General features: G+C 60.4%; 29 protein-coding genes. 10 read left to right on the forward strand and 19 right to left on the reverse strand.

Annotated features, from left to right (window positions below):
- Positions 1-5: 5 nt before the first annotated feature.
- Entirely contained in the window at positions 6-728 is a 723-nt protein-coding gene (gene mtgA / locus AC1RPZ_RS05515; RefSeq protein WP_493135602.1) for a monofunctional biosynthetic peptidoglycan transglycosylase, read from the reverse strand.
- A gap of 74 nt (positions 729-802) precedes the next feature.
- Here mtgA and AC1RPZ_RS05520 point away from each other — a divergent pair, with 74 nt between their 5' ends.
- From AC1RPZ_RS05520 to trmB, 4 genes are all read left to right on the forward strand, one after another.
- Positions 803-1174 (forward strand): DUF423 domain-containing protein, encoded by a 372-nt coding sequence (locus AC1RPZ_RS05520; protein WP_493135603.1) that lies wholly within the window; start codon positions 803-805, stop codon positions 1172-1174.
- Between the two features lie 90 nt (positions 1175-1264).
- Entirely contained in the window at positions 1265-1465 is a 201-nt protein-coding gene (gene thiS, locus AC1RPZ_RS05525; RefSeq protein WP_177474842.1) for a sulfur carrier protein ThiS, read from the forward strand.
- Positions 1466-1529: 64 nt separating this feature from the next.
- Positions 1530-2324, forward strand: a complete 795-nt coding sequence (locus AC1RPZ_RS05530; protein ID WP_493135606.1) for a thiazole synthase — start codon at positions 1530-1532, stop codon at positions 2322-2324.
- Between the two features lie 9 nt (positions 2325-2333).
- Complete coding sequence (gene trmB, locus AC1RPZ_RS05535; protein WP_493135608.1) at positions 2334-3059, forward strand: tRNA (guanosine(46)-N7)-methyltransferase TrmB; 726 nt, start codon at positions 2334-2336, stop codon at positions 3057-3059.
- 66 nt (positions 3060-3125) lie between these two features.
- On the opposite strand, the gene AC1RPZ_RS05540 is transcribed toward trmB, so the two are convergent.
- The 10 genes from AC1RPZ_RS05540 to AC1RPZ_RS05585 form a co-directional block, all read right to left on the reverse strand.
- The gene (locus tag AC1RPZ_RS05540; RefSeq protein WP_054594469.1) at positions 3126-3449 is read right to left on the reverse strand and encodes a DUF3392 domain-containing protein; all 324 of its coding nucleotides are present in this window, start codon (positions 3447-3449) and stop codon (positions 3126-3128) included.
- Between the two features lie 9 nt (positions 3450-3458).
- Positions 3459-4661 (reverse strand): radical SAM family heme chaperone HemW, encoded by a 1203-nt coding sequence (gene hemW / locus AC1RPZ_RS05545; protein ID WP_493135610.1) that lies wholly within the window; start codon positions 4659-4661, stop codon positions 3459-3461.
- Positions 4658-5254 (reverse strand): RdgB/HAM1 family non-canonical purine NTP pyrophosphatase, encoded by a 597-nt coding sequence (gene rdgB, locus AC1RPZ_RS05550; RefSeq protein WP_493135612.1) that lies wholly within the window; start codon positions 5252-5254, stop codon positions 4658-4660. The genes hemW and rdgB overlap by 4 nt, the downstream gene beginning before the upstream one ends.
- Positions 5251-5685: a DUF4426 domain-containing protein gene (locus AC1RPZ_RS05555; protein ID WP_493135614.1), complete on the reverse strand. Its 435-nt coding sequence runs from the start codon at positions 5683-5685 to the stop codon at positions 5251-5253. The genes rdgB and AC1RPZ_RS05555 overlap by 4 nt, the downstream gene beginning before the upstream one ends.
- A 25-nt stretch (positions 5686-5710) precedes the next feature.
- A complete protein-coding gene (metW, locus tag AC1RPZ_RS05560) occupies positions 5711-6331 on the reverse strand; it encodes a methionine biosynthesis protein MetW (protein ID WP_071552963.1) in 621 nt (206 codons plus the stop codon).
- Positions 6332-6338: 7 nt separating this feature from the next.
- A complete protein-coding gene (gene metX, locus AC1RPZ_RS05565; RefSeq protein WP_493135616.1) occupies positions 6339-7478 on the reverse strand; it encodes a homoserine O-succinyltransferase MetX in 1140 nt (379 codons plus the stop codon).
- A 182-nt stretch (positions 7479-7660) separates the two neighbouring features.
- The gene (locus AC1RPZ_RS05570; protein WP_262116764.1) at positions 7661-7957 is read right to left on the reverse strand and encodes a DUF167 domain-containing protein; all 297 of its coding nucleotides are present in this window, start codon (positions 7955-7957) and stop codon (positions 7661-7663) included.
- Positions 7957-8544 (reverse strand): YggT family protein, encoded by a 588-nt coding sequence (locus tag AC1RPZ_RS05575; protein WP_493135619.1) that lies wholly within the window; start codon positions 8542-8544, stop codon positions 7957-7959. Before AC1RPZ_RS05575 ends, AC1RPZ_RS05570 begins: the two co-directional genes overlap by 1 nt.
- 24 nt (positions 8545-8568) lie before the next feature.
- Positions 8569-9387, reverse strand: coding sequence for a pyrroline-5-carboxylate reductase (gene proC / locus AC1RPZ_RS05580; protein WP_493135621.1), 819 nt, complete (start codon positions 9385-9387; stop codon positions 8569-8571).
- Between the two features lie 34 nt (positions 9388-9421).
- Positions 9422-10108, reverse strand: a complete 687-nt coding sequence (locus AC1RPZ_RS05585; RefSeq protein WP_493135623.1) for a YggS family pyridoxal phosphate-dependent enzyme — start codon at positions 10106-10108, stop codon at positions 9422-9424.
- A gap of 56 nt (positions 10109-10164) precedes the next feature.
- Between AC1RPZ_RS05585 and AC1RPZ_RS05590 the strand changes: the two genes are divergently transcribed.
- On the forward strand, positions 10165-11199 hold the full coding sequence (locus AC1RPZ_RS05590) for a type IV pilus twitching motility protein PilT (protein WP_493135625.1): 1035 nt from the start codon (positions 10165-10167) through the stop codon (positions 11197-11199).
- A 145-nt stretch (positions 11200-11344) separates the two neighbouring features.
- Here AC1RPZ_RS05590 and AC1RPZ_RS05595 read toward each other — a convergent pair whose 3' ends face one another.
- Positions 11345-11971: a C40 family peptidase gene (locus AC1RPZ_RS05595; protein WP_493135627.1), complete on the reverse strand. Its 627-nt coding sequence runs from the start codon at positions 11969-11971 to the stop codon at positions 11345-11347.
- Positions 11972-12222: 251 nt separating this feature from the next.
- Here AC1RPZ_RS05595 and AC1RPZ_RS05600 point away from each other — a divergent pair, with 251 nt between their 5' ends.
- A complete protein-coding gene (locus AC1RPZ_RS05600; RefSeq protein WP_493135629.1) occupies positions 12223-12654 on the forward strand; it encodes an NINE protein in 432 nt (143 codons plus the stop codon).
- A gap of 82 nt (positions 12655-12736) precedes the next feature.
- On the opposite strand, the gene AC1RPZ_RS05605 is transcribed toward AC1RPZ_RS05600, so the two are convergent.
- From AC1RPZ_RS05605 to gshB, 7 genes are all read right to left on the reverse strand, one after another.
- On the reverse strand, positions 12737-14008 hold the full coding sequence (locus AC1RPZ_RS05605; protein ID WP_493135631.1) for a dihydroorotase: 1272 nt from the start codon (positions 14006-14008) through the stop codon (positions 12737-12739).
- Positions 14005-15009: an aspartate carbamoyltransferase catalytic subunit gene (locus tag AC1RPZ_RS05610; protein WP_019694074.1), complete on the reverse strand. Its 1005-nt coding sequence runs from the start codon at positions 15007-15009 to the stop codon at positions 14005-14007. The genes AC1RPZ_RS05605 and AC1RPZ_RS05610 overlap by 4 nt, the downstream gene beginning before the upstream one ends.
- 26 nt (positions 15010-15035) lie before the next feature.
- Positions 15036-15542: a bifunctional pyr operon transcriptional regulator/uracil phosphoribosyltransferase PyrR gene (pyrR, locus tag AC1RPZ_RS05615; protein ID WP_493135633.1), complete on the reverse strand. Its 507-nt coding sequence runs from the start codon at positions 15540-15542 to the stop codon at positions 15036-15038.
- Between the two features lie 95 nt (positions 15543-15637).
- On the reverse strand, positions 15638-16075 hold the full coding sequence (ruvX, locus tag AC1RPZ_RS05620; RefSeq protein WP_493135635.1) for a Holliday junction resolvase RuvX: 438 nt from the start codon (positions 16073-16075) through the stop codon (positions 15638-15640).
- Positions 16075-16644 carry a YqgE/AlgH family protein gene (locus tag AC1RPZ_RS05625; RefSeq protein WP_493135637.1) on the reverse strand — a complete coding sequence of 190 codons (570 nt, stop codon included), beginning with the start codon at positions 16642-16644 and terminating at the stop codon, positions 16075-16077. Before AC1RPZ_RS05625 ends, ruvX begins: the two co-directional genes overlap by 1 nt.
- Before the next feature lie 132 nt (positions 16645-16776).
- A complete protein-coding gene (locus tag AC1RPZ_RS05630; RefSeq protein ID WP_493135639.1) occupies positions 16777-17676 on the reverse strand; it encodes an energy transducer TonB in 900 nt (299 codons plus the stop codon).
- A gap of 77 nt (positions 17677-17753) precedes the next feature.
- On the reverse strand, positions 17754-18707 hold the full coding sequence (gshB, locus tag AC1RPZ_RS05635; protein WP_493135641.1) for a glutathione synthase: 954 nt from the start codon (positions 18705-18707) through the stop codon (positions 17754-17756).
- Between the two features lie 235 nt (positions 18708-18942).
- On the opposite strand from gshB, the gene pilG reads away from it, so the two are divergent.
- The 4 genes from pilG (at position 18943) to AC1RPZ_RS05655 (ending at position 22448) form a co-directional block, all read left to right on the forward strand.
- Positions 18943-19347, forward strand: coding sequence for a twitching motility response regulator PilG (gene pilG, locus AC1RPZ_RS05640; protein ID WP_493135643.1), 405 nt, complete (start codon positions 18943-18945; stop codon positions 19345-19347).
- Positions 19348-19404: 57 nt separating this feature from the next.
- Positions 19405-19770 (forward strand): twitching motility response regulator PilH, encoded by a 366-nt coding sequence (pilH, locus tag AC1RPZ_RS05645; RefSeq protein WP_007953328.1) that lies wholly within the window; start codon positions 19405-19407, stop codon positions 19768-19770.
- Between the two features lie 10 nt (positions 19771-19780).
- Positions 19781-20320, forward strand: coding sequence for a chemotaxis protein CheW (locus AC1RPZ_RS05650; protein WP_493135645.1), 540 nt, complete (start codon positions 19781-19783; stop codon positions 20318-20320).
- A 67-nt stretch (positions 20321-20387) separates the two neighbouring features.
- Positions 20388-22448, forward strand: coding sequence for a methyl-accepting chemotaxis protein (locus tag AC1RPZ_RS05655; RefSeq protein ID WP_493135647.1), 2061 nt, complete (start codon positions 20388-20390; stop codon positions 22446-22448).
- Positions 22449-22482: the final 34 nt, after the last annotated feature.

Genomic DNA, 22482 nt, shown 5'->3' on the forward strand with positions numbered 1-22482 from the left:
TTGAATCACTGGGCCCAAGGCGCCCGGCGCGAATCGTTCAACCCCACCAGGTAGCTGTCGCCACCCAGCTGGCCTATCTGCTGCCGGATCCAGCCCGCGCGCCTCAACACATAAGGGCTCGGATGACTGGCGCTCCAGACCCGTGGATTCGGCAGCACAGCGGCCAGCAAACTGGCTTGCTGACGGCTCAACGATCGGGCGCTCAGGCCAAAGTGATGCCGGGCAGCCGCTTCAGCGCCAAACACTCCGTCATCCCATTCCACGCTGTTGAGGTACACCTCAAGAATCCGCTGCTTGGGCCAGAACACTTCGATCAGCCCGGTAAACCAGGCTTCCAGGCCCTTGCGCAGCCAACTGCGGCCGGACCACAGGAACAGGTTCTTCGAGACTTGTTGGCTCAAGGTACTGGCGCCACGGATCGAGCCGCCAAGTTCGTTGTGCGCCAGAGCGGCCTCAATCGCACGGAAGTCAAAACCCCAGTGCTCAGGGAATTTCTGGTCCTCGCCCGCCATCACCGCGACCTTCAGGTCATCGGAGATGTTCTCCCACGGCTGCCAGTCGCGTTGCAGGTCGATAGGCTCGCCATCGACCCAGGATTCGATCTTGCGCTCGACCATCAGCGCCGTCCCCGGAGGTGGAACGAAGCGAAACACCAGCGCCAGCAACACGCTGCCACCGGCGAACCAGAGCAGGGCTTTCGTGAAACGGCGGAAAAATAAACGCAGCATAGAGATGGCTTGGCCGAACCTGTTGAGCGAGCCATTATACAGACCCTGTTGAATGATTCTGACTGGAGTTCCTCATGCTGCGTGGCTTTCTGATGCTGGCCGCTTTCTTCGGTTTCACCGGCGTGGGCCTGGGAGCATTTGCCGCCCACGGCCTGAAAGACCGCCTGAGCAGCGAGTACCTGGCGATTTTCCACACCGGCGTCACCTACCAACTGGTGCATACCCTGGCGCTGCTGGGCGTAGCACTGCTGGCCACGCAGATACCCGGGCGTTTGATCACCTGGGCCGGCGTATCATTTGCCATCGGCATCCTGCTGTTTTCCGGCAGCCTGTACCTGCTGACCCTGACCGGTGTCAGCAAGCTCGGCATCGTAACGCCGTTCGGCGGTCTGGCATTCCTTGTGGGCTGGCTGTGCCTGGGGATTGCCGCCTGGCGCTTGAGCTGACTTAAGGGTCCGTTTCAAGACGAATGGCTTGGGTCGGCCTGACTGATCGGGCTAGAATGCTGGCCCCTAAAAATGATGGCGGCATCCGGCATGCGCATTCAGTTGAACGGCGAATCCCTTGAACTGCCCGACGGTGAAACCGTTGCGGCCCTGCTGACCCGTCTGGAACTGACTGGACGCCGGGTGGCGGTCGAACTCAATCTGGATATCGTCCCGCGCAGCCAGCACACGGAAACCGCTCTCAAGGAAGGCGATTCCGTAGAGGTCGTACACGCCATCGGCGGCGGCTAGACCCTTCGGATTACCGAGCACCCACAGCATTCTGCAAGAGCCTCACCCCAACAGAGGATTTCCGATGAGCAACGTTCGCAGCGACAAGCCCTTCGTCCTGGCCGGTCGTACTTACCAGTCGCGTTTGCTGGTAGGTACCGGCAAGTACCGCGACATGGAAGAAACCCGCCTGGCCATCGAAGCCTCGGGTGCCGAGATCGTCACCTTCGCCGTGCGCCGGACCAACCTCGGTCAGAATCCGGGCGAACCGAACCTGCTCGAAGTCCTGTCGCCGGATCGCTACACCTTCCTGCCTAACACCGCCGGTTGCTTCGACGCTACCGAAGCCGTGCGCACCTGCCGCCTGGCCCGCGAGCTGCTCGGCGGCCACAACCTGGTGAAGCTGGAAGTGCTGGCGGACCAGAAAACCCTGTTCCCTAACGTGATCGAAACCCTCAAGGCCGCCGAAGTGCTGGTCAAGGAAGGTTTCGACGTGATGGTTTACACCAGCGATGACCCGATCATTGCCCGTCAGTTGGAGCAAATCGGCTGCATCGCGGTGATGCCGCTGGCTGGTCTGATCGGCACAGGTCTGGGGATCTGCAACCCGTACAATCTGCGGATCATTCTCGAAGAGGCCAAGATTCCAGTGTTGGTGGATGCCGGTGTCGGTACCGCTTCCGACGCCACCATCGCCATGGAGCTGGGCTGCGAAGCGGTGCTGATGAACTCGGCCATCGCCCATGCCCAGCAGCCAATCATGATGGCTGAAGCCATGAAACACGCCATCGTCGCGGGCCGTCTGGCCTACCTCGCCGGCCGCATGCCGAAAAAACTCTACGCCAGCGCCTCCTCGCCGCTGGATGGTCTGATCAAGTAAGAGCCATTGATGACTGAATCGAACGACACGCCAATCCAGCCGGAAGCAGGCGAAGAGCGCCAACACCGCCGCATCAAGAGTTTCGTGATGCGCGCCGGGCGCATGACCGAAGGCCAGCAAAAAGGCCTGGAACAGGGGACGCCGCTGTTCGTCCTGCCGTTGGCCGACGCACCGGTGGACTTTGACCAGGTGTTCGGCCGCGCTGCACCGCGCTCGCTGGAAATCGGCTTCGGCATGGGCCATTCGCTGCTGGAAATGGCTGCGGCTTCGCCGGATCAGGATTTCATTGGCGTTGAAGTACACCGCCCTGGTGTCGGCGCGCTGCTCAATGGCGTGCTGACCCAAGGCCTGACTAACCTGCGGGTTTACGATTGCGATGCGATCGAAGTGCTCAACCGTTGCGTGGCTGACAACAGCCTCGATCGCCTGATGCTGTTTTTCCCGGACCCGTGGCACAAGAGTCGTCACCACAAGCGTCGTATCGTTCAGGCGTCGTTCGCTGAACTGGTGCGTAGCAAGTTGAAAGTCGGCGGTGTGCTGCACATGGCCACCGACTGGGAACCTTACGCCGAGTACATGCTGGAAGTGATGAACGTTGCGCCGGGCTACCGCAACCTCGCCGAAGACGGCAAGTGCGTGCCACGCCCGGCCGAACGCCCGATCACCAAGTTCGAACGCCGCGGCGAACGTCTTGGGCATGGCGTGTGGGATTTGAAGTTCGAAAAACAGTCGTAAGCCATAACGCAATACAAACTGTGGGAGCGAGCTTGGTCCCACAGTTGTTTTGTGTTTAGCCGAAATTTAGCGGCGGTCTGCGACGACGCCGATCAACACCAGCACCACCAACAACACCGGCGCCAGGCTGTAGTTGTTGAACTGGCTCAGGCCGCGAACAATCCACGGCGTGGCGTAGATCAGTGCGGCGCCGCTGCCAATCATGCACACCAGGGCCATCAACGGGACGCGCAAGGCGCCGGCGATGCTGCCCAGGCGCTGATCGATCCAGCCTTTGATATCCGCGCCAAACAGCACCAGCAGGCAGCCCACCAGTGCCAGGGCGATTTCCGACAGGTTGCTACGGCTCCAACGGGACACGGTGGCAAGCAGATCGAGTACCAAATCCATTCGATTTCCTTAAGTCAGAAAATTCTGCAGCAAGTCATTGAGGAACAGCTGTCCGCGCATCGTCGCCGCCAGACGTGACGGTTCGACCTGCAACAAGCCACTTTGTTCGGCCTCGAGGCGGCCTTGTGCAAGGCTTTCCAGCGTCAGGCCGGTACGCTCCGGATACAGCCGCGCCTCGACACCTTCGGTCAAGCGCAGGGCATTCATCAGGAACTCGAACGGCAGCTCTTCGTTGGTCAGGGCTTTCTCGCCCGCCTGAAAGCTTTTTGCCGGGTTGAGGTAGTCCTTCGGCAAACGGGTCTTCCAGGTGCGGACAATCCGTCCGTCCGGATGGCTGAGTTTGCCGTGGGCCCCGGCGCCGATGCCGATGAAGTCACCGAAACTCCAGTAATTGAGGTTATGCCGCGCTGGGCGACCGGGTTGGGCATACGCCGACACTTCGTATTGGGCGTAACCGTGTTCGGCCAACAGCGCCTGACCGGCCTCTTGAATGTCCCACAGCGTGTCGTCTTCCGGCAGAGTCGGCGGCTGATTCCAGAACACCGTGTTCGGCTCAAGCGTCAGCTGATACCAGGACAGATGAGTCGGCTTCAGCGCGATGGCCTGACGCAGGTCGTCCAGCGCATCGTCCAGCGACTGATCGGGCAAGCCATGCATCAGGTCCAGGTTGAAGTTATCGAACCCGGCCTGCCGGGCCATGCCAGCGGCGCGAATCGCTTCATCGCCGTTGTGAATCCGCCCCAGGGCCTTGAGCTTCTCTTCCTGAAAACTCTGGATGCCGATCGACAGGCGATTGATACCGAGGGCTCGATAGGCAACGAATTTTTCCTGCTCGAAGGTCCCAGGGTTGGCTTCCAGGGTGATTTCGATGTCGCTGGTGAACGGAATGCGCTGCTCCACACCTTTGAGTAAACGGCCCAACGCTTGCGCGCTGAACAGGCTTGGCGTGCCGCCGCCGAAGAAGATCGAGCTCAACTCACGGCCGTAAACCGCGTGCAGGTCTTGATCGAGGTCGGCCAGCAGGGCGTCCACATACTCTTCTTCCGGCAGCACCGGGCTTGCGGTGTGGGAGTTGAAGTCGCAATAAGGGCATTTGCGTACGCACCACGGAATGTGGATGTACAGCGCCAGCGGCGGTAATAGAGGCAGGGCCGCGCGGGGCGATTGCGCGCCGCCGAAGATCAGCGGCGACGCCGATGAATCGTGGGTCATTTCAGGCTCAAACGTTGGCGCAGCAATTCCATTGCACGGGCGCGGTGGCTGAGCTGGTTTTTCTCGGCCGGGCTCAATTCTGCACTGGAGCAATCGCGCTCCGGCACCCAGAACAGCGGATCGTAGCCAAAACCGTGTTCGCCGCTGGCTTCGGCCAGGATGCGCCCGTGCCACAGACCTTCGCAGAGTATCGGCAGCGGATCATCGGCGTGGCGTACCAGTGCCAGCACACAGACGAACTGCGCGCCGCGTTCGGCTTCAGGCACGTCTTTCAGTACGTCGAGCAGCTTGGCGTTGTTCGCTGCGTCGCCCTGGCCGTCGGCATAGCGCGCCGAGTAGATACCCGGCGCACCGCCGAGGGAGTCCACCGCCAGCCCCGAATCATCGGCCAGCGCCGGCAGACCGGAGATACGCGCGGCATTGCGGGCCTTGAGGATGGCGTTTTCGACGAACGACAGGCCGGTTTCTTCAGGCTCGACGCTGCTGAACTCGCCAATCGAGCGCAGATGCACCGATTCGCCGAGCATCGCCTGGAGTTCTTTGAGTTTGCCGGCGTTATGGCTGGCCAATACGAGTTGCGAGAAGTTGATCATTCGCCGGGGAAGAGCTCTTGGTTGAAATTGATGGTGTTGATTTTTTCGCCGGTCTGCACCTTGATCTCGAAAGTGCGGATTTCCTGCTGATCCACCGGGAACTGGGCGATGTAGTAGACCGCACCTGTTTCGGTGATCTGTTTGAATTTCAGCGGGACGCTTTGGCTGGTCAGGTCTTTCACTGTGCCTGTGACATTGGCGATCAGCGGTTGGCCGGCCTTGATCACCGACACATTGATCACGCCCTGGTTCTTGCTGCGGATCAGTTGGGCGTTCTTGGCGATATCCGGCGTCAGGTAGGTGGAATTGAAGGTGTTGTAGTGCACCGTCACGTCACCGAAGGTTTCCTGACGCTCGCCCTTGATGGCTTCAGCGGCCATGGCGCTGAGACTCAGGCAGGCTGTTAACAGAAACAGGGCTAGACGACCCATGATCGTTCTCCTCGAAATTACCCGGTTAGACCGCTACCTGGTGATCTTGCAGGCCAGGACTGCTGACGCGGTAGATGCCAATCTCACCTAATAGATTAGGCCATAGCTTACTGGCCCACCCGTGTCGGTGTTGTTGATCGACGGCAAGTCGATCGATGACCTTGGCTTCACGTTCGCGGCACAGCGCCTCAAAGTCTTCAAACGTGCAGAAGTGGATGTTCGGCGTGTTGTACCAGGTGTATGGCAAAAACTCCGAAACCGGCATCCGGCCCTTGCTCGCCAGGTACCAGCGGCAGCGCCAGTGACCGAAGTTGGGGAAGGTGATGATGCACTGACGACCGACCCGCAGCATTTCGTCGAGGATCTTGTCCGGGTAATGCACGGCTTGCAGGGCCTGGGTCATCACCACGATGTCAAAACTGTTGCTGGCAAAGTTGCCCAGACCCTTGTCCAGGTCCTGCTCGATGACGTTGATGCCCTTGGCCACGCACTCGGCGATGTTGTCCGCATCGTTTTCCAGCCCGTAGCCGGTGACTTGCTTGTTGTCGCGCAGCCAGGTCAGCAGCTCGCCATCACCGCAACCGAGGTCGAGCACGCGGCTGCCGGCGGGGATCCATTCCTGGATGATTTCCAGATCAGCTCTCATGGCTTTCTCACAACGTAATTCGGTTCATGTAATTGCTGAACGCCTGCAAGTAACGCGGGATCGGAATCAGGAAGGCGTCGTGGCCTTGCGGAGCATCGATCTCCAGGTAGCAAACGTCTTTCCTGGCCGCCATCAGCGCGTCCACCAGTTCCCGCGAGCGGGCAGGGGAGAAGCGCCAGTCGGTGGTGAAGGACATCACGCAGAACCTGGCTTTGGCACCGGCGAAAGTTTTCGCCAGGTTATCGTCGAAGTTCGCCGCCGGATCGAAGTAGTCCAGCGCTTTGGTCATCAGCAGGTAGGTGTTGGCGTCGAAACGCCCGGAAAACTCTTCACCCTGATAACGCAGGTAGCTTTCGACCTGGAACTCGACGCTGTGGAAGTCGTAGTTGAGCTTTTCGCTCTTCAGGCCACGGCCGAATTTCTCGCCCATGGAATCGTCCGACAGGTAGGTGATGTGCCCGACCATCCGCGCCAGCATCAGCCCGCGCTTGGGGATCACGCCCGCTTCCTGGAACGAACCGCCATGGAACTCAGGGTCGGTGAGGATCGCCTGGCGCGCCACTTCGTTGAAGGCGATGTTCTGCGCCGACAGTTTCGGCGCCGAGGCAATGGCCAGGCAGTGACGGATGCGATCCGGGTAAGTGATGCTCCACTGTATCGCCTGCATGCCGCCCAGGCTGCCGCCGATCACGGCGGCCCACTGGTCGATGCCGATCCGGTCCGCGAGGCGCGCCTGGCTGTGGACCCAGTCTTCCACGGTCAGCACCGGGAAATCGGCGCCGAACGGCTTGCCGGTGTCCGGGTTGAGGCTGCTCGGGCCGGTGGAGCCGTTACAGCCGCCGAGGTTGTTCAGGCTGACCACGAAGAACTTGTTGGTGTCGATCGGTTTGCCCGGGCCGATGCAACTGTCCCACCAACCGGGTTTGCGGTCTTCGGTACTGTGAAAACCGGCAGCATGATGGTGACCGGACAAGGCATGGCAAATCAGCACGGCGTTGCTCGCCGTGGCGTTCAGTGTGCCGTAGGTTTCATAGATCAGGTCATAGGCTGGCAATGAGCGGCCGCAGGCAAGGGCCAGGGGCTCGCTGAAGTGCGCCACTTGCGGCGTCACCAGACCAACAGAATCGGCGGGAAAGGCAGTTGGCATCGACCCTGCTCTCGTTGAAATGAGGCGTAAGTCTAATGAGCAGGGACCCCAGCGGCAAGCAAAGGCCGGGCCTGATTTCATTCAGCCGGACCGAGGCGTTGCAATCGCGAGCAGGCTCGCTCCCACAGGGGGATTGCATTCCAATGTGGGAGCGAGCCTGCTCGCGATGAACGATGACGCGGTCAGCCTGCCGGGCGCACCAGATCCGGCAACTCCGGCAGCTTCTTCGGCGAGCTGATCCGAACCCGCTTCTGCCGGTTCAGCTCACCGCTGATCAGGCTCACCTGGCTCTTGGACACGCCAAACGCCTTGGCCAGAAACGCCATCAGATAGGCGTTGGCCTTGCCTTCGACCGGCGGAGCGGTCAGGCGGATTTTCAAGCGATCACCGTGCAGCCCGCAGAAGTCATCGCTGCGGGCTGCCGGTTGCAGGTGACACTCCAGAATCAGGTCGTCACCGTCCCAGCGAAAATAGCTCATCAGATCAGGCCGAGCAGCCCGTTTGGCATGAAGGCATAGTACGCAAGGCGTGGGATCAGCCAGCTTTGCAGTAACTGGATCACGATAAACGCGAAGATCGGTGAGATGTCGAGGCCGCCCAGGTTCGGAATCATGCGACGGAACGGGGCGAGGACCGGTTCAGTAATCTGAGCGACCAGCTCTGCGCCTGGATTGTGGCTCCCCGGGGCGACCCAGGACAGAATCACACTGATGATCATCGCGTAGAACAGAATATTCAAAAACAGCGAGAAGATGGCGATCAGTGCCCAAGGTACCAAAAGCAGCCAGTCGACCAGGAAGCCTTTGAGCGCCAGGATGACCGCTATCAGCAGCATCTGCACGAGCAGCGCCAGTACCAGTGACGACATGTCCAGCCCGAACATGCTCGGGATGACCCGGCGCAGAGGCTTGAGCAGCGGTTGAGTGGCTTTCACGATGAACTGGCAGAGCGGGTTGTAAAAATTCGCCCGAACCAATTGCAGGATGAAGCGCAGCAGCACGATCAGCAGGTACAGGCTGCCCAAGGTTTTAATTATGAAAATGGCAGCGTCATTGAGTCCGAGCATCATTGATTCCTTTGTAAGAGCTGATTAGCGACCGAGTTGTTCGGCCATTTCGGCCGAGCGATGCGCGGCGGCACCCAGTGCTTTTTCGACCAGGGCTTCGAAGCCGCCGGCCTGGAAGGTCTTGATCGCGGCTTCGGTGGTGCCTGCTGGCGAGGTCACGCGACGGCGCAGCTCGGCGGCGTCGACGTCACTGCCGACCGCCATGTGTGCGGCGCCCAACGCCGTTTGCAGGGTCAGTTGGGCGGCGATTTCCCGTGGCAGACCCAGTTTCTCGCCCGCAGCGGTCATGGCTTCGATCAGCAGGAAGAAGTACGCAGGGCCACTGCCGGAAACGGCGGTGACCGCGTCCAGTTGTTGTTCTTCGTTCAACCACAGGGCAATGCCTACGGCTGACAGCAGCTCTTGAGCCTGCTGACGTTGTTCGGCAGTCACTTGGGCCGTGGCGTACAGACCGCTTACGCCCTGACGCAGCAGCGCCGGGGTGTTGGGCATGCAACGCACGATCGGCTGAGCGCCGAGCCAGTTGTTCATGCTGGCGCAGGTGATCCCGGCGGCAATCGACACCACCAGTTGATTCGGTGCAAGGCTTGGACGCAGCGCTTCGCACACGGTTTTCATCGCCTGAGGTTTGACCGCCAGCACGACCACGTCTGCGCCTTGAACGGCGTCGGCGTTGTCGGCGAATACTTCAATACCGTGTTCGGCGGTGACTCGTGCACGGGTTTCAGCGCCCGGGTCGCTGGCGCGGATCTGCGCGGCTTCCAGGCCTTTGGCACGCAGGCCGCCGATCAGGCTGGCGGCCATGTTTCCGGCACCGATAAAGGCAATACGTGTCTTGCTCATGTCAGGTCCTTAATAGAGAGGTAAGTCAGCCACGTTACGGTTGGCTGTAGTCGCGGGCGCCGAACAGGGCCGTACCAATACGAACCCAGGTGGCGCCCATGGCGATGGCCGACTCCAGGTCGTGGCTCATGCCCATGGAAAGTGTATCGAGTGGCAGATTGAGGCTGGCTTGTAGCTTTTGCACGGTCGCAAAGGCCGCATCCTGAGCGGCGCGATCTTCGGTCGGCTCGGGAATTGCCATCAATCCGCGCAGTTTCAATCGTGGCAACGCACTGATAGCGCTGGCCAGCGCTGGCAGGTCGGCCGGGGTGCAGCCGGATTTGCTGGCTTCACCGCTGACATTGACTTGAATGCAGATGTTCAGTGGCGGCAGCTCGGCCGGGCGCTGTTCGGACAGGCGTTGTGCGATTTTCAAGCGATCCACGGAATGCACCCAAGCGAAGTTCTCGGCGATAGCACGCGTCTTGTTCGATTGAATGGGGCCGATGAAGTGCCAACTCAAGGGCAGGTCGGCCAACTCGAGCTGTTTGCCCAGGGCCTCCTGCAGATAGTTTTCACCAAAGTCGTGCACGCCGGCGGCATAGGCTTCGCGCACTGCATCGCTGGGCTTGGTCTTGCTCACCGCCAACAGCTGGACGCTGTGTTCGGCACGTTGCGCGGCCAGTTCCGCTGCGCGGATACGTATCTGAACCAAGGCTATGTTGTCTGCTATCGTGGACATTCAAGGGACGCCGGCAGTCTGAGGTTCGCGGCATTCTACTGGAATTGGGGAGTGCTATGGATATCACTGAACTGCTGGCTTTCAGCGCCAAACAAGGGGCTTCCGACTTGCACCTGTCTGCGGGGCTGCCGCCGATGATCCGGGTGGATGGCGATGTGCGGCGAATCAACCTGCCGGCGCTGGATGACAAGCAGGTGCGCGAGCTGATCTACGCGATCATGAACGACAAGCAGCGGGTGGAGTTCGAGCAGGCGCTGGAGACCGACTTTTCCTTCGAGGCGCCGGGTGTGGCACGCTTTCGGGTCAATGCGTTCAATCAGTATCGCGGCCCCGGTGCAGTGTTCAGGACCATCCCGTCGAAAGTCCTCAGCATGGAAGAGCTCGGCATGGGGGATGTGTTTCGCCGTATTACCGACGTCTCTCGTGGGCTGGTACTGGTCACCGGACCCACGGGTTCCGGCAAGTCGACCACCCAGGCGGCGATGATCGACTACCTGAACAACCATCGGCATCACCATATTCTCACCATCGAAGACCCCATCGAATTCCTTCATGAATCACGCAAATGCCTGATCAATCAACGCGAAGTGCACCGCGACACGCGCAGTTTCGCTACGGCGCTGCGCTCGGCCCTGCGCGAGGACCCGGACGTGATTCTGGTGGGGGAGATGCGTGATCTGGAGACCATCCGCCTGGCGCTGACGGCGGCCGAGACCGGGCATCTGGTCTTCGGTACCTTGCACACCAACTCAGCGGCGAAAACCATTGACCGGGTGGTGGACGTGTTTCCGGGCGATGAGAAGTCGATGGTGCGCTCGATGCTCTCCGAGTCGTTGCAGGCGGTGATTTCTCAGACGCTGATCAAGAAAATCGGCGGTGGCCGGGTGGCGGCTCACGAAATCATGCTTGGCACCTCGGCGATCCGTAACCTGATCCGCGAAGACAAGATTGCGCAGATGTACTCGTCGATTCAGACCGGGGCTTCACAGGGGATGCAGACGCTGGATATGTGCTTGACGGATTTGGTGAGCAAAGGCCTGATCAGCCGCGAGCATGCGCGGGGGAAGGCGCGGTCACCGGATAATTTCTGAAGGGAGAATATGTAGCGCTTTCAAAGACGCCATCGCGAGCAGGCTCGCCTCCACATTGGAATGCATATCCCTGTGGGAGCGAGCTTGCTCGCGATGAGGTCGGTATTTTCACAACAAATTCCGGGTTTGACTCCGGAGTGTCGGATCAGCGCTGAGCGATGCGCAGGGTCTTCGCTTCTTTCGGCAGAACCCGCTTGGCAACCACGTAGTGGCTTTCCCAGTACGGTTTCTTCAGGGTGTCGATGGTCACCGACTTGCCACGACGCGGTGCGTGGATGAAGCGGTCGTTGCCCAGGTAAATGGCGACGTGGTTGACCTTGCGGCTCTTGATGTTGAAGAAAATCAGGTCGCCCGGTTTCAGGTCCTTGCGCTCGACTTTCTGCCCGTGGCCGGCGGCCATGGCGTTGGAGGTGCGTGGCAGATCAGCAGTACCAACGTCATTGAAGGCGTATTTCACCAGCCCGCTGCAATCGAAGCCTTTACTTGGGCTACTGCCGCCCCAACGATAAGGAGTGCCGAGCACGTTTACCGCACGGCTCAGTACATTACTGCTTTGTTTGGCTCCCATCGGCGGGACCAGTGTGCTGTCGGCCTTGCTCAGGTGAGTCAGGCCTTTTACAGCGTGGTGCTTGTTTTTGCTGGTAACTGCAGAAACATGAGATTTTGGGGTGTAACCATTAACGTTCGGAAGACGTTGCTCACGATTGGTGGCGTGGGCGGCCAGTGGCATTAATAGGCAAATGGTTAGCCATGTCTTGAAAAATGGACGCATTAGGCAAGGCTCTATATGGGGAAGCGCGCAACTTTATAACAGCTTTTTTGTCCTTTCCGAGGCCGTTGGTCGATTCAACCTGGAGGTCAAATCCGCCAAAAGCGCGGCAAAAAGGATCAATTGTCTGACACAAGTCAGGCGCTACAAGGCTTTGACGGGGGAGAAGGTAGCATTTGCCACACGTCGGGCGCCTGTAAAAAAGTCACAAAGAATTCAAGAATATTTATCTATCGTGTGAAATGAGGGAACCCATGAACACCTATCGTCAGGATTTTTCACCCCAGGACACCCACAGCAAGGTGATCGGTTACCTGCTGTGGATTTTCGGTTTTACCGGGGCTCACCGCTTCTATTATGGCAAGCCGGTGACCGGAACGATCTGGTTTTTCACCTTCGGATTGCTGGGGATTGGCTGGCTGATCGACTTGTTCCTGATCCCGGCCATGGACCGTGAAGCGGACCTGCGTTTTACCGCCGGGCCTATCGAGTACAGCGTTGCCTGGATCCTGCTGACATTCCTCGGCGTGTTCGGTATCCATCGGATGTATCAAGGCAAGTGGCTGACTGGCCTGCTGTACCTGGTGACCGGTGGGTTGTTCTTTCTGGGGGTGCTGTATGACTTCTGGACGTTGAATGACCAAGTGTCGATTCGCAATGCGCAGAACAGAGGCACCTTCCAGTAATCCATCGCGAGCAAGCTCGCTCCCACAGGATTGATGCGGTCCTTGTGGGAGCGAGCTTGCTCGCGATTGGTGCGACGCGGTTTTAAGCCTGGTGGCTGATCCGCCCGTCCACCAGGGTGTAGCGCACCACGCCCGGCAGGCTGTGGCCAAGGAACGGGCAGTTTTCACCCTTCGACAGCCAGTTTTCGCCGGCCACGGTGGACGCGGCAGGATCGAACACCACCAGATCCGCCGGGGCGCCCACCGCCAGCTTGCCTGCCGGCAGGCGCAGGGCCTCGGCCGGGCCGGCACTCAAGCGTGCCAGCAGCGTCGGCAGATCGAGCAAGCCGTCTTCCACCAGCGTCAGGGCCAGCGGCAGTAGCAGTTCAACGCTGCTGATACCCGGTTCAGTCGCGCCGAACGGAGCCAGCTTGGCGTCGCGTTCATGCGGCTGGTGATGGCTGGAGATGGCTTGAACCACTCCGGACTTCACGGCGGCACGCAGGCCATCGCGGTCAGCGCGGGTGCGCAGCGGCGGCTGGACGTGATACAGACTGTTGAAGTCGATCAGCGCCTCGTCGGTGAGGATCAGCTGATACAACGCCACATCGGCCGTCACCGGCAGACCACGGGCCTGAGCCTGAGCGATCAACGCCACGCCGCGAGCACTGGTGAGCTGGCTGAAGTGCGCACGCACGCCGGTTTGCTCAACCAGCAACAGATCACGGGCCAGAGCCACGGTTTCAGCGGTTTCGGGAATACCCGGCAAGCCCAGGAAGCTCGCGGTCGGACCTTCGTGAGCCAGGCCACCTTCGGCCAGGTCATGATCCTGTGAGTGGAAGATCACCGTCAGGTCGAACGTCGCCGCATATTCCAGCGCCCGGCACAGGGTGCGGGTGTTGTGGAAGCTCTCCAGGCCGTTGCCGAATGCAATGCAACCGGCATCGCGCAGAGCAATCAGTTCGGCCAGCTGTTCGCCATCCAGACCTTTGCTCAGGGCGCCAATCGGGAAGACCTTGGCATTGCCCGCCTCGCGGGCGCGGTCGAGGATCAGCTCGGCCACGGCGGAGGTGTCCAGCACCGGTTTGGTCCGTGGCGGGCAGCACAGACTGGTGACACCGCCAGCCGCAGCGGCACGGGTTTCGCTGGCAATTGTGCCTTTGCGGCTGTAACCCGGTTCGCGCAGGGCGACGTTCAGGTCGACAAGGCCGGGAGCGACCACCAGGCCTTTGGCCTCAATGGTGTCGACGGCGACGAAACCGGCTGGAGCGGCGCCAATGGCGACGATCTTGCAGGCTTCGATGTGAATGTCGGTGACTTGATCCAGGCCGCTGCTCGGATCGATGACGCGGGCGCCGAGAATGCTGAGCTTCACTGGGCCTTCTCCTGCTCGAATTGGCGCTGGGCAGTTTGCCCGCTCATGGCCATCGACAACACGGCCATACGAATGGCGATCCCGTAGGTCACCTGATTGAGAATCACCGAGTGCGGACCGTCGGCCACCGCCGATTCGATCTCCACACCCCGGTTGATCGGGCCCGGGTGCATGACGATGGCATCCGGTTTGGCGCCGGCCAGGCGCGCAGTGGTCAGGCCGAACAGGCGATAGAACTCGCCTTCGCTCGGCAGCAGGCCGCCGGTCATGCGTTCACGCTGCAGGCGCAGCATGATCACCACGTCGACGTCTTTCAGGCCTTCGGTCATGTCGGTGTAGACCTTCACGCCGTACTGCTCGATGCCGATCGGCAGCAGGGTTTTCGGCGCGATCACGCGGATGTCCGGGCAGCCGAGGGTTTTCAGCGCGAGCATGTTCGAGCGTGCGACCCGCGAGTGCAGGATGTCGCCGACGATGGCCACCGACAGGTTTTCAAAGCTGCCTTTGTGCCGACGGATGGTGAGCATGTCGAGCATGCCCTGGGTCGGGTGGGCGTGACGGCCGTCACCGCCGTTGATGATCGCCACTTGTGGGCAAACATGCTCGGCGATGAAGTGCGCGGCGCCGGAGTCGCCGTGGCGCACGACGAACATGTCGGCGGCCATGGCTTCGAGGTTGCGCAGGGTGTCGAGCAGGGTTTCGCCCTTGCTCGCCGAGGACGTCGACACGTTCAGGGTGATCACGTCTGCCGACAGCCGCTGGGCCGCCAGTTCGAAGGTGGTGCGGGTGCGGGTGGAGTTTTCGAAGAACACGTTGCACACGGTCTTGCCGCGCAGCAGCGGGACTTTCTTGACCGCCCGGGCGCCGACTTCAAGGAACGAGTCGGCGGTGTCGAGGATTTCCGTCAGCAGCTCGCGGCGCAGACCGTCGAGCGAGAGGAAGTGGCGCAGCTGGCCCTGATCATTGAGCTGCAGCGGGCGCTTGGTGTCTAAAGGCGTCATCGCAATGGACTCTTTAAAAGGGCGAATTAAAGGGCGAGGTCTTGAAGTTCGAGTTGCAGCGGGTCGGGGCCGGTCAGCTTGACCCGTTCATGGGCCGCCAGCGACAGGGTGGCGCCGACCACGTTCGGACGAATCGGCAGCTCGCCGGCGTCCAGATCGAGCAGGCACACCAGGGTGACGCTGGCCGGGCGGCCGTAATCGAAGAGTTCGTTCATGGCGGCGCGGATGGTCCGACCGCTCATCAGCACGTCGTCGATCAGCACCAGGTGCTGACCTTCGATTTCGAACGGCAACGCTGAAGGGCGCACCTGCGGGTGCAGGCCGCTCTGGCTGAAGTCGTCGCGGTAGAAGGAAACATCCAGCGTGCCCAGTGGCGAGTCGCTGCCAAGCTCTTCGAGCAAGGCTTGAGCGACCCACACGCCACCGGTGCGAATGCCGATGTAGCGCGGTTCGCTGATGCCCCGTTTGGCCAGATAGGTGTCAAGACTGATTGCCATCTGGCTGATCAGTTCGGCGGGATTGGGCAGGCTCATGATTGCTCCTTCATGGGCCCGAGCCGATGTGTGCACCGTGCGGCTCGGGTTGTAGCTAAGAGAGGCGCCGGGCGCCTCTTCAGGATTCGGCTTTGTCAGGACTTGAACAACGCACCATTTTCGTCGAGCCAGCCTTGCAGCAGCAGGGCGGCGGCAATGGCGTCGACCGGGTTGTCGCGGTAACTGCCTTTCTGTCCGCCACGGACCAGGCGTTCACCTTTGGCCTCGAAAGTGGTCAGGCGTTCATCGTGGGTATAAAAGGGCAGGTTGTAGCGGCCGTTCAGGCGGCGGGCGAATTTCTCGGCGCGCAAGCACATGTCGCTGGGCGTGCCGTCCATGTTCAGTGGCAGGCCAACCACCACGGCGTCAGGTTTCCATTCCTTGATCAGGGCTTCGACCTGATTCCAGTCAGGAATGCCGTTTTGCGCCTTCAAGGTGCAGAGCTCGCGAGCCTGGCCGGTAATCACCTGGCCGACCGCAACGCCGATCTGTTTGGTGCCGTAGTCAAAACCCAGAATCAGACGCAGGGCCATCAGGCGTGTCCTGCCTGGTTGGTCAGCAGGCTGAGGTTGATGCCCAGTCGTTTGGCGGCCGCTTCCAGACGCAGTTCGCTACTGGTGTTGAACAGGATGTCGGCATCGAACGGGCAGGTCAGCCAGGCGTTGTCGGCCAGTTCGGCCTCCAGTTGCCCGGCTTCCCACCCAGCGTAACCGAGGGCAATCAGGCTTTTGGCCGGGCCAACGCCATCCGCGATGGCAAACAGCACGTCCTGGGAAGTGGACAGCGCCAGGTCATCCAGTTCGACCGTTGCCTGATACGTCGAGCCGATCGGGTGCAGGACAAAACCGCGATCAGTCTGCACCGGGCCACCCGTGAAAATCGGCACGTGCTGGCACAGCGGCGGCGGCTCTATGTCGGGGCGCAGCTGTTCGAGAATATCCGCCAGGCTCAGGTCCTGTGGGCGGTTGATGATCAACCCCATGGCACCATTGGCCGTGTGCTCGACGATGTAGGTCAAGGTGTGCGCAAAGTTCGGGTCGGCCATGTGAGGCATGGCGATCAGGAATTGATGCTTGAGGTAGCTGGGGCTGACGTTCTTCATAGGCGCTAGTGTGGCGTTGGAGGGGCAAACTGACAAGCTGAGCGAGTCAAAAGATCGCAGCCTGCGGCAGCTCCTACAGGGGAATGCGATCAGCGTAGGAGCTGCCGCAGGCTGCGATCTTTTGATCTTGGGTCAATTACTGGAAAGTTTGTCCCCGCGTGCAAACTTCCACGTCCGAATGATTTCCAGCCGGTCGATATCCGACAGATCGCCGGTAAACGGCGCAAACGGTGCGGCCAGGCGGACGATGCGCTGCGCCGCCTGATCCAGCAGCGGCTGGCCGGAGGATTCCAGCACCAGCACCTCATACAGCGAACCGTCGCGGTTGATCGAGACCATCAGTCGCAAATTGCCGTAGATCTGCTTGCGTCGGGCTTCTTCGGGGTAGTTCAAATTGCCGATACGCTCGACCTTCTTGCGCCATTCGTCCTTATACCAGGCGCCCTTGTCGCGCATGGTCGAGGCGGCGCTCAGGCGGTGGATGCGCGGGCGCTTGGCGTACAGCTGTTGTTCGTTGGCCAGTTCCGCTTCCAGGCTGGCAATGTCGCTGGACAGCTGCGAGCTGTCGAACGTCGGCGTCGCGGCCGTCGGCGTCGGCTCGGCCTTGACCTCTTGTTTTTTGGTCGCGGCTTTCTTTGGTGCCGGCGCGATGGTGGTCACGGCCGCTTTCGGCGCAGCTTCCTGCACCTGGGGTTTGACCGAAGGCGGTGGCGAGACTTTTTGCACCTTGTTGTCCTGGAAGGGCGCGACCTCGGTGGTCTTGGGGATCGCCTTCTTATCCAGGGTGCCGCTGCCTTGCTGGTTTTCCTGAGCCAGGAAGTCAGCTTTTTTCGGCTTGGTTTCGCTTTTGAAGGTGGCGAGGGTGATTTCCAGGGTTCTGCTGATTTGCTTGGGTTCGACAAAGGTGAACCCGACGCCCAACAGCAAGGCCAGGTGAATCAGTGCCGCGAGAAACAGGGTAAAACCGAGGCGATCGGCCGGGCGCACGCCACGGTGGGCGAGTTCGGGAGGCAGATCGGACGGAAGTGTCATAACAAGAAAACCAACATCGCGTTTTTCACAGGCCGCGCATGATAACGCAATGTTGGTCCTGCCTTGGATGTTCTATATCAACGCGCTTTAAGCTTCTGATCGATGGCAGCCATCAGCATTTCGCCGATGTTCGTGCCAAAAGCGTTGTCGATCTCGCGGATGCAGGTCGGGCTCGTGACGTTGATTTCGGTCAGGTGTTCGCCAATCACGTCGAGGCCGACGAACAGCAAGCCCTTTTCACGCAGGGTCGGGCCGACCTGTGCGGCGATCCAGCGATCCTTGTCGGTCAGCGGGCGTGCTTCGCCACGGCCACCGGCGGCCAGGTTGCCACGGGTTTCACCGGCGGCGGGAATCCGCGCCAGGCAGTAATCCACCGGTTCGCCATCGATCATCAGGATGCGCTTGTCGCCGTCCTTGATCGCCGGCAGGTAACCCTGCGCCATGATCTGCTGCTTGCCGTGCTGGGTCAGGGTTTCGAGGATCACCGAAAGGTTCGGATGGCCTTTGGTGTGACGGAAGATCGAAGCGCCACCCATGCCGTCCAGCGGCTTGAGAATCACATCGCCGTGATGATCGGCGAAGTCACGCAGTACATCGGGACGGCGGCTGACCACGGTCGGCGGTGTGCACTGCGGGAACAGCGTGGCGAACAGTTTTTCATTGCAGTCGCGCAGGCTCTGCGGCTTGTTGACTACCAGTACGCCGGCGCGCTCGGCTTGCTCCAGCAAGTAGGTGGAGTAGACGAATTCCATGTCGAACGGCGGATCCTTGCGCATCAGGATCACGTCCAGATCGCTCAGCAGCGCGTCGGTTTCGGCTTCCAGTTCGAACCATTTGTCCGGGTTGGCGAAGACTTTCAGCGGACGCATGCGCGCCCGGGCTTCACCCTCGGCCTGGTACAGATCGCGCTGTTCCATATAGAACAGCGTCCAGCCGCGCGCCTGGGCGGCCAGCAGCATGGCCAGCGAGCTATCCTTTTTATAGGAAATGCTGGCGATAGGGTCCATGACAATCCCGACACGAACGCTCATGGGTTTTTCCTCGAAATTTGGGTGGTCAAAGCGACATGAAAAAGTGGCGTCAGAGTGGCGCTGAGTGTGTTCCCGGTCAAGGAAAAACCACCTTGAAGGTCGTCCGATAGATTGGAGTTGGAGACTGTGCTAAAAAGGCAGCAATGTCGTGCTGGCCCTTGAGCATCAAGGGTTTCGAGCCCCCCGGTAACCCGCAAACGACAAATTGATTCGCAAAGGCGACGGTAGAGCAGATATGGAACAGCATTCCAGCGCCTTGAAGGTCATGGTGATCGACGATTCGAAGACGATTCGCCGCACCGCCGAAACGTTGTTGAAAAACGTGGGCTGTGAGGTCATCACGGCCGTCGATGGTTTCGATGCCCTGGCCAAGATTGCCGACAATCATCCCGGCATCATTTTTGTCGACATCATGATGCCGCGTCTGGATGGCTATCAGACCTGCGCGCTGATCAAGAACAACAGCGCGTTCAAGTCCACGCCAGTGATTATGCTGTCGTCCAAGGACGGGCTGTTCGACAAGGCCAAGGGGCGCATCGTCGGCTCTGACCAGTTTTTGACCAAACCTTTCAGCAAGGAAGAACTGCTGAGCGCGATCCAGGCCCACGTACCGGGCTTTGCCGTTGTTTCGCCGCAGTAGGACACGCACAGTGACGCTCGGCCAACGGGCCTGGCGTCTATAAGAATGGGGAAGACCATGGCACGTATTCTGATCGTCGATGATTCGCCGACTGAAATGTACAAATTGACCGGCATGCTGGAAAAGCACGGTCACGAAGTGTTGAAAGCCGAAAACGGCGCGGACGGCGTGGCACTGGCCCGCCAGGAAAAACCCGACGCAGTGCTGATGGACATCGTCATGCCCGGCCTCAACGGTTTCCAGGCTACCCGCCAGCTGACCAAAGACGCTGAAACCAGCCATATCCCGGTGATCATCATCACCACCAAGGATCAGGAAACCGACAAGGTCTGGGGCACCCGCCAGGGCGCCAAGGATTACCTCACCAAGCCGGTCGACGAAGACACCCTGATCAAGACCCTGAACAACGTGCTGGCTGGCTGACGGCCGACCCATGGCCGAGTCACTGACTGCTTTCGAACTGCTGCTGCAGATCGACCAGCGCTGCCGTCTGCTGGCGGCGGATCTGCCGTCGCAGCAAACCCGCAACCACGGCTGGAGCGGGATTGGCTTTCGCCTCGGCGAGCGCTGGTACGTGGCGCCCATGGGCGAGGTCAGCGAGGTTCTTCACGAACCGCGTGTTACGCAGTTGCCGGGGGTCAAGTCGTGGGTCAAGGGCGTGGCCAACCTGCGCGGGCGGTTGCTGCCGATCATGGACCTGTGCGGTTTCTTTGGCACTGAGCTGTCTGCGCTGCGCAAGCAGCGGCGCGTACTGGTGGTTGAGTACAAAGAGGTGTTCGTCGGGTTGATGGTCGATGAGGTGTTCGGCATGCAGCACTTTGACCAGGCCCGTTTCGAGCCGGCGTCACTGGACGCGCAGGGCGGCCCGGCGGGTGCTTTCATAAAGGGACAATTCGAACGCGAGCAACGTTGGCAGGTCTTCAGCCCGTTTGCCCTGGCGCAGTCACCACGATTCATGGATGTAGCCCTTTAACCGGTACGACGCTCCCACAGGTTCTTCGGCCAGCCCGGGCAGAGCGTTGATTAACAGGCGAGGAACGATGAGAAAAGCAAAAACAGGCAAGGCTACGGAAGGGTCGCGCAGTCGCTCGCAGATCATTGTGCTGTTCATCGCGCTGATCATATTCATCGTGTTGCTGTTCGCTAACTTCGCTTACCTCAATACCCAGGCCTCCTACGACAAACAGTACATCGGTCATGCCGGCGAGCTGCGCGTGTTGTCCCAGCGCATCGCCAAAAACGCCACTGAAGCGGCGGCCGGCAAAGCGGCGGCGTTCAAGCTGCTCAGTGACGCCCGCAACGACTTCGCCCAACGCTGGGGCTACTTGAAAAAGGGCGACCCGGCCACCGGCTTGCCGCCCGCCCCGCCGGCAGTCCGTTCGGAAATGCATGCGGTGCAACAGGACTGGGAGCGTTTGCTGAAGAACACCGATGCGATCCTTTCCAGTGAACAGACCGTGCTGTCGCTGCATCAGGTCGCCGCGACCCTGGCCGAGACCGTGCCGCAGTTGCAGGTCGAGTACGAAAAAGTCGTCGAAATCCTGCTCCAGCGCGGTGCGCCGGCCACTCAGGTGGCCATGGCTCAGCGCCAGTCGTTGCTGGCCGAGCGAATCCTGGGCGCGGTCAACACCGTGCTCGCCGGCGACGAAAACGCCCAGCAAGCCGCCGACGTCTTTGGCCGCGATGCAGCGCGTTTTGGTCAGGTGCTCAACGGCATGCTTCAGGGTAATCCGTTGATGAAGATCAGTCAGGTTGAAGACCTCGACGCCCGTGCGCGCCTGACCGAGATTGCCGAGCTGTTCCAATTCGTTTCGGGCTCGGTCGACGAAATCCTCGAAACCTCGCCCGAACTGTTCAAGGTCCGCGAGTCGGCGGGCAATATTTTCAACTTGTCGCAGACCTTGCTCGATGAGGCTTCGCACCTGGCCAGCGGTTTTGAAAACCTGGTAGGCGGGCGCTCGACCGATGCCATCGGCGGTTATGTGCTGGGCTTGCTGGCGCTGACTTCAATCATCCTGATCGGCCTGGTGATGGTCCGCGAAACCAATCGCCAATTGCGGGAAACCGCCGAGAAGAACGAGCGTAACCAGAACGCGATCATGCGCTTGCTCGATGAGATCGAAGACCTCGCCGACGGTGACCTCACGGTAACGGCGTCGGTGACCGAAGACTTTACCGGGACCATCGCCGACTCGATCAATTACTCGGTCGATCAACTGCGCGATCTGGTCGCGACCATCAACCTGACCGCCGGTCAGGTGGCGGCTGCCGTACAGGAAACCCAGGCGACGGCGATGCACCTGGCCCAGGCCTCGGAGCATCAGGCGCAGCAGATCTCCGAAGCCTCGACCGCGATCAACGAGATGGCCCAGTCCATCGATCAGGTGTCGGCGAATGCCGCCGAGTCTTCGGCGGTTGCCGAGCGCTCGGTGGAAATCGCCAACAAGGGCAACGAGGTGGTGCACAACACCATTCATGGCATGGACAACATCCGTGAACAGATTCAGGACACGGCCAAGCGGATCAAGCGTTTGGGTGAGTCTTCCCAGGAAATTGGCGACATCGTCAGCCTGATCGACGACATTGCCGACCAGACCAACATCCTCGCGCTGAACGCCGCGATCCAGGCCTCCATGGCCGGTGACGCCGGGCGCGGTTTTGCAGTGGTTGCCGATGAAGTCCAGCGGTTGGCGGAGCGCTCGTCGGCGGCCACCCGGCAAATTGAAACCCTGGTACGGGCGATTCAGACTGACACCAATGAAGCGGTGATTTCCATGGAACAAACCACCACCGAAGTGGTGCGCGGCGCGCGACTGGCGCAGGATGCCGGTGTGGCCCTGGAAGAAATCGAAGGCGTATCGAAAACCCTCGCGGCGTTGATCCAGAGTATTTCCAACGCGGCGCAGCAACAAACGTCTTCGGCGGGTCAGATTTCCTTGACGATGAACGTGATCCAGCAGATCACCACGCAGACCTCGTCGGGCTCCACGGCCACCGCCGAGAGCATCGGCAACCTGGCGAAAATGGCCAGCCAGCTGCGGCGTTCAGTGTCTGGTTTCACCTTGCCGGCCGTACCTGAGCGTAGCGCCGACAAGGCTTGAACGATGCCTGCTGGAAAAGCATTTTGATGGGAGT

It is taken from the genome of Pseudomonas sp. GW822-FHT02D10 (assembly GCF_058802345.1).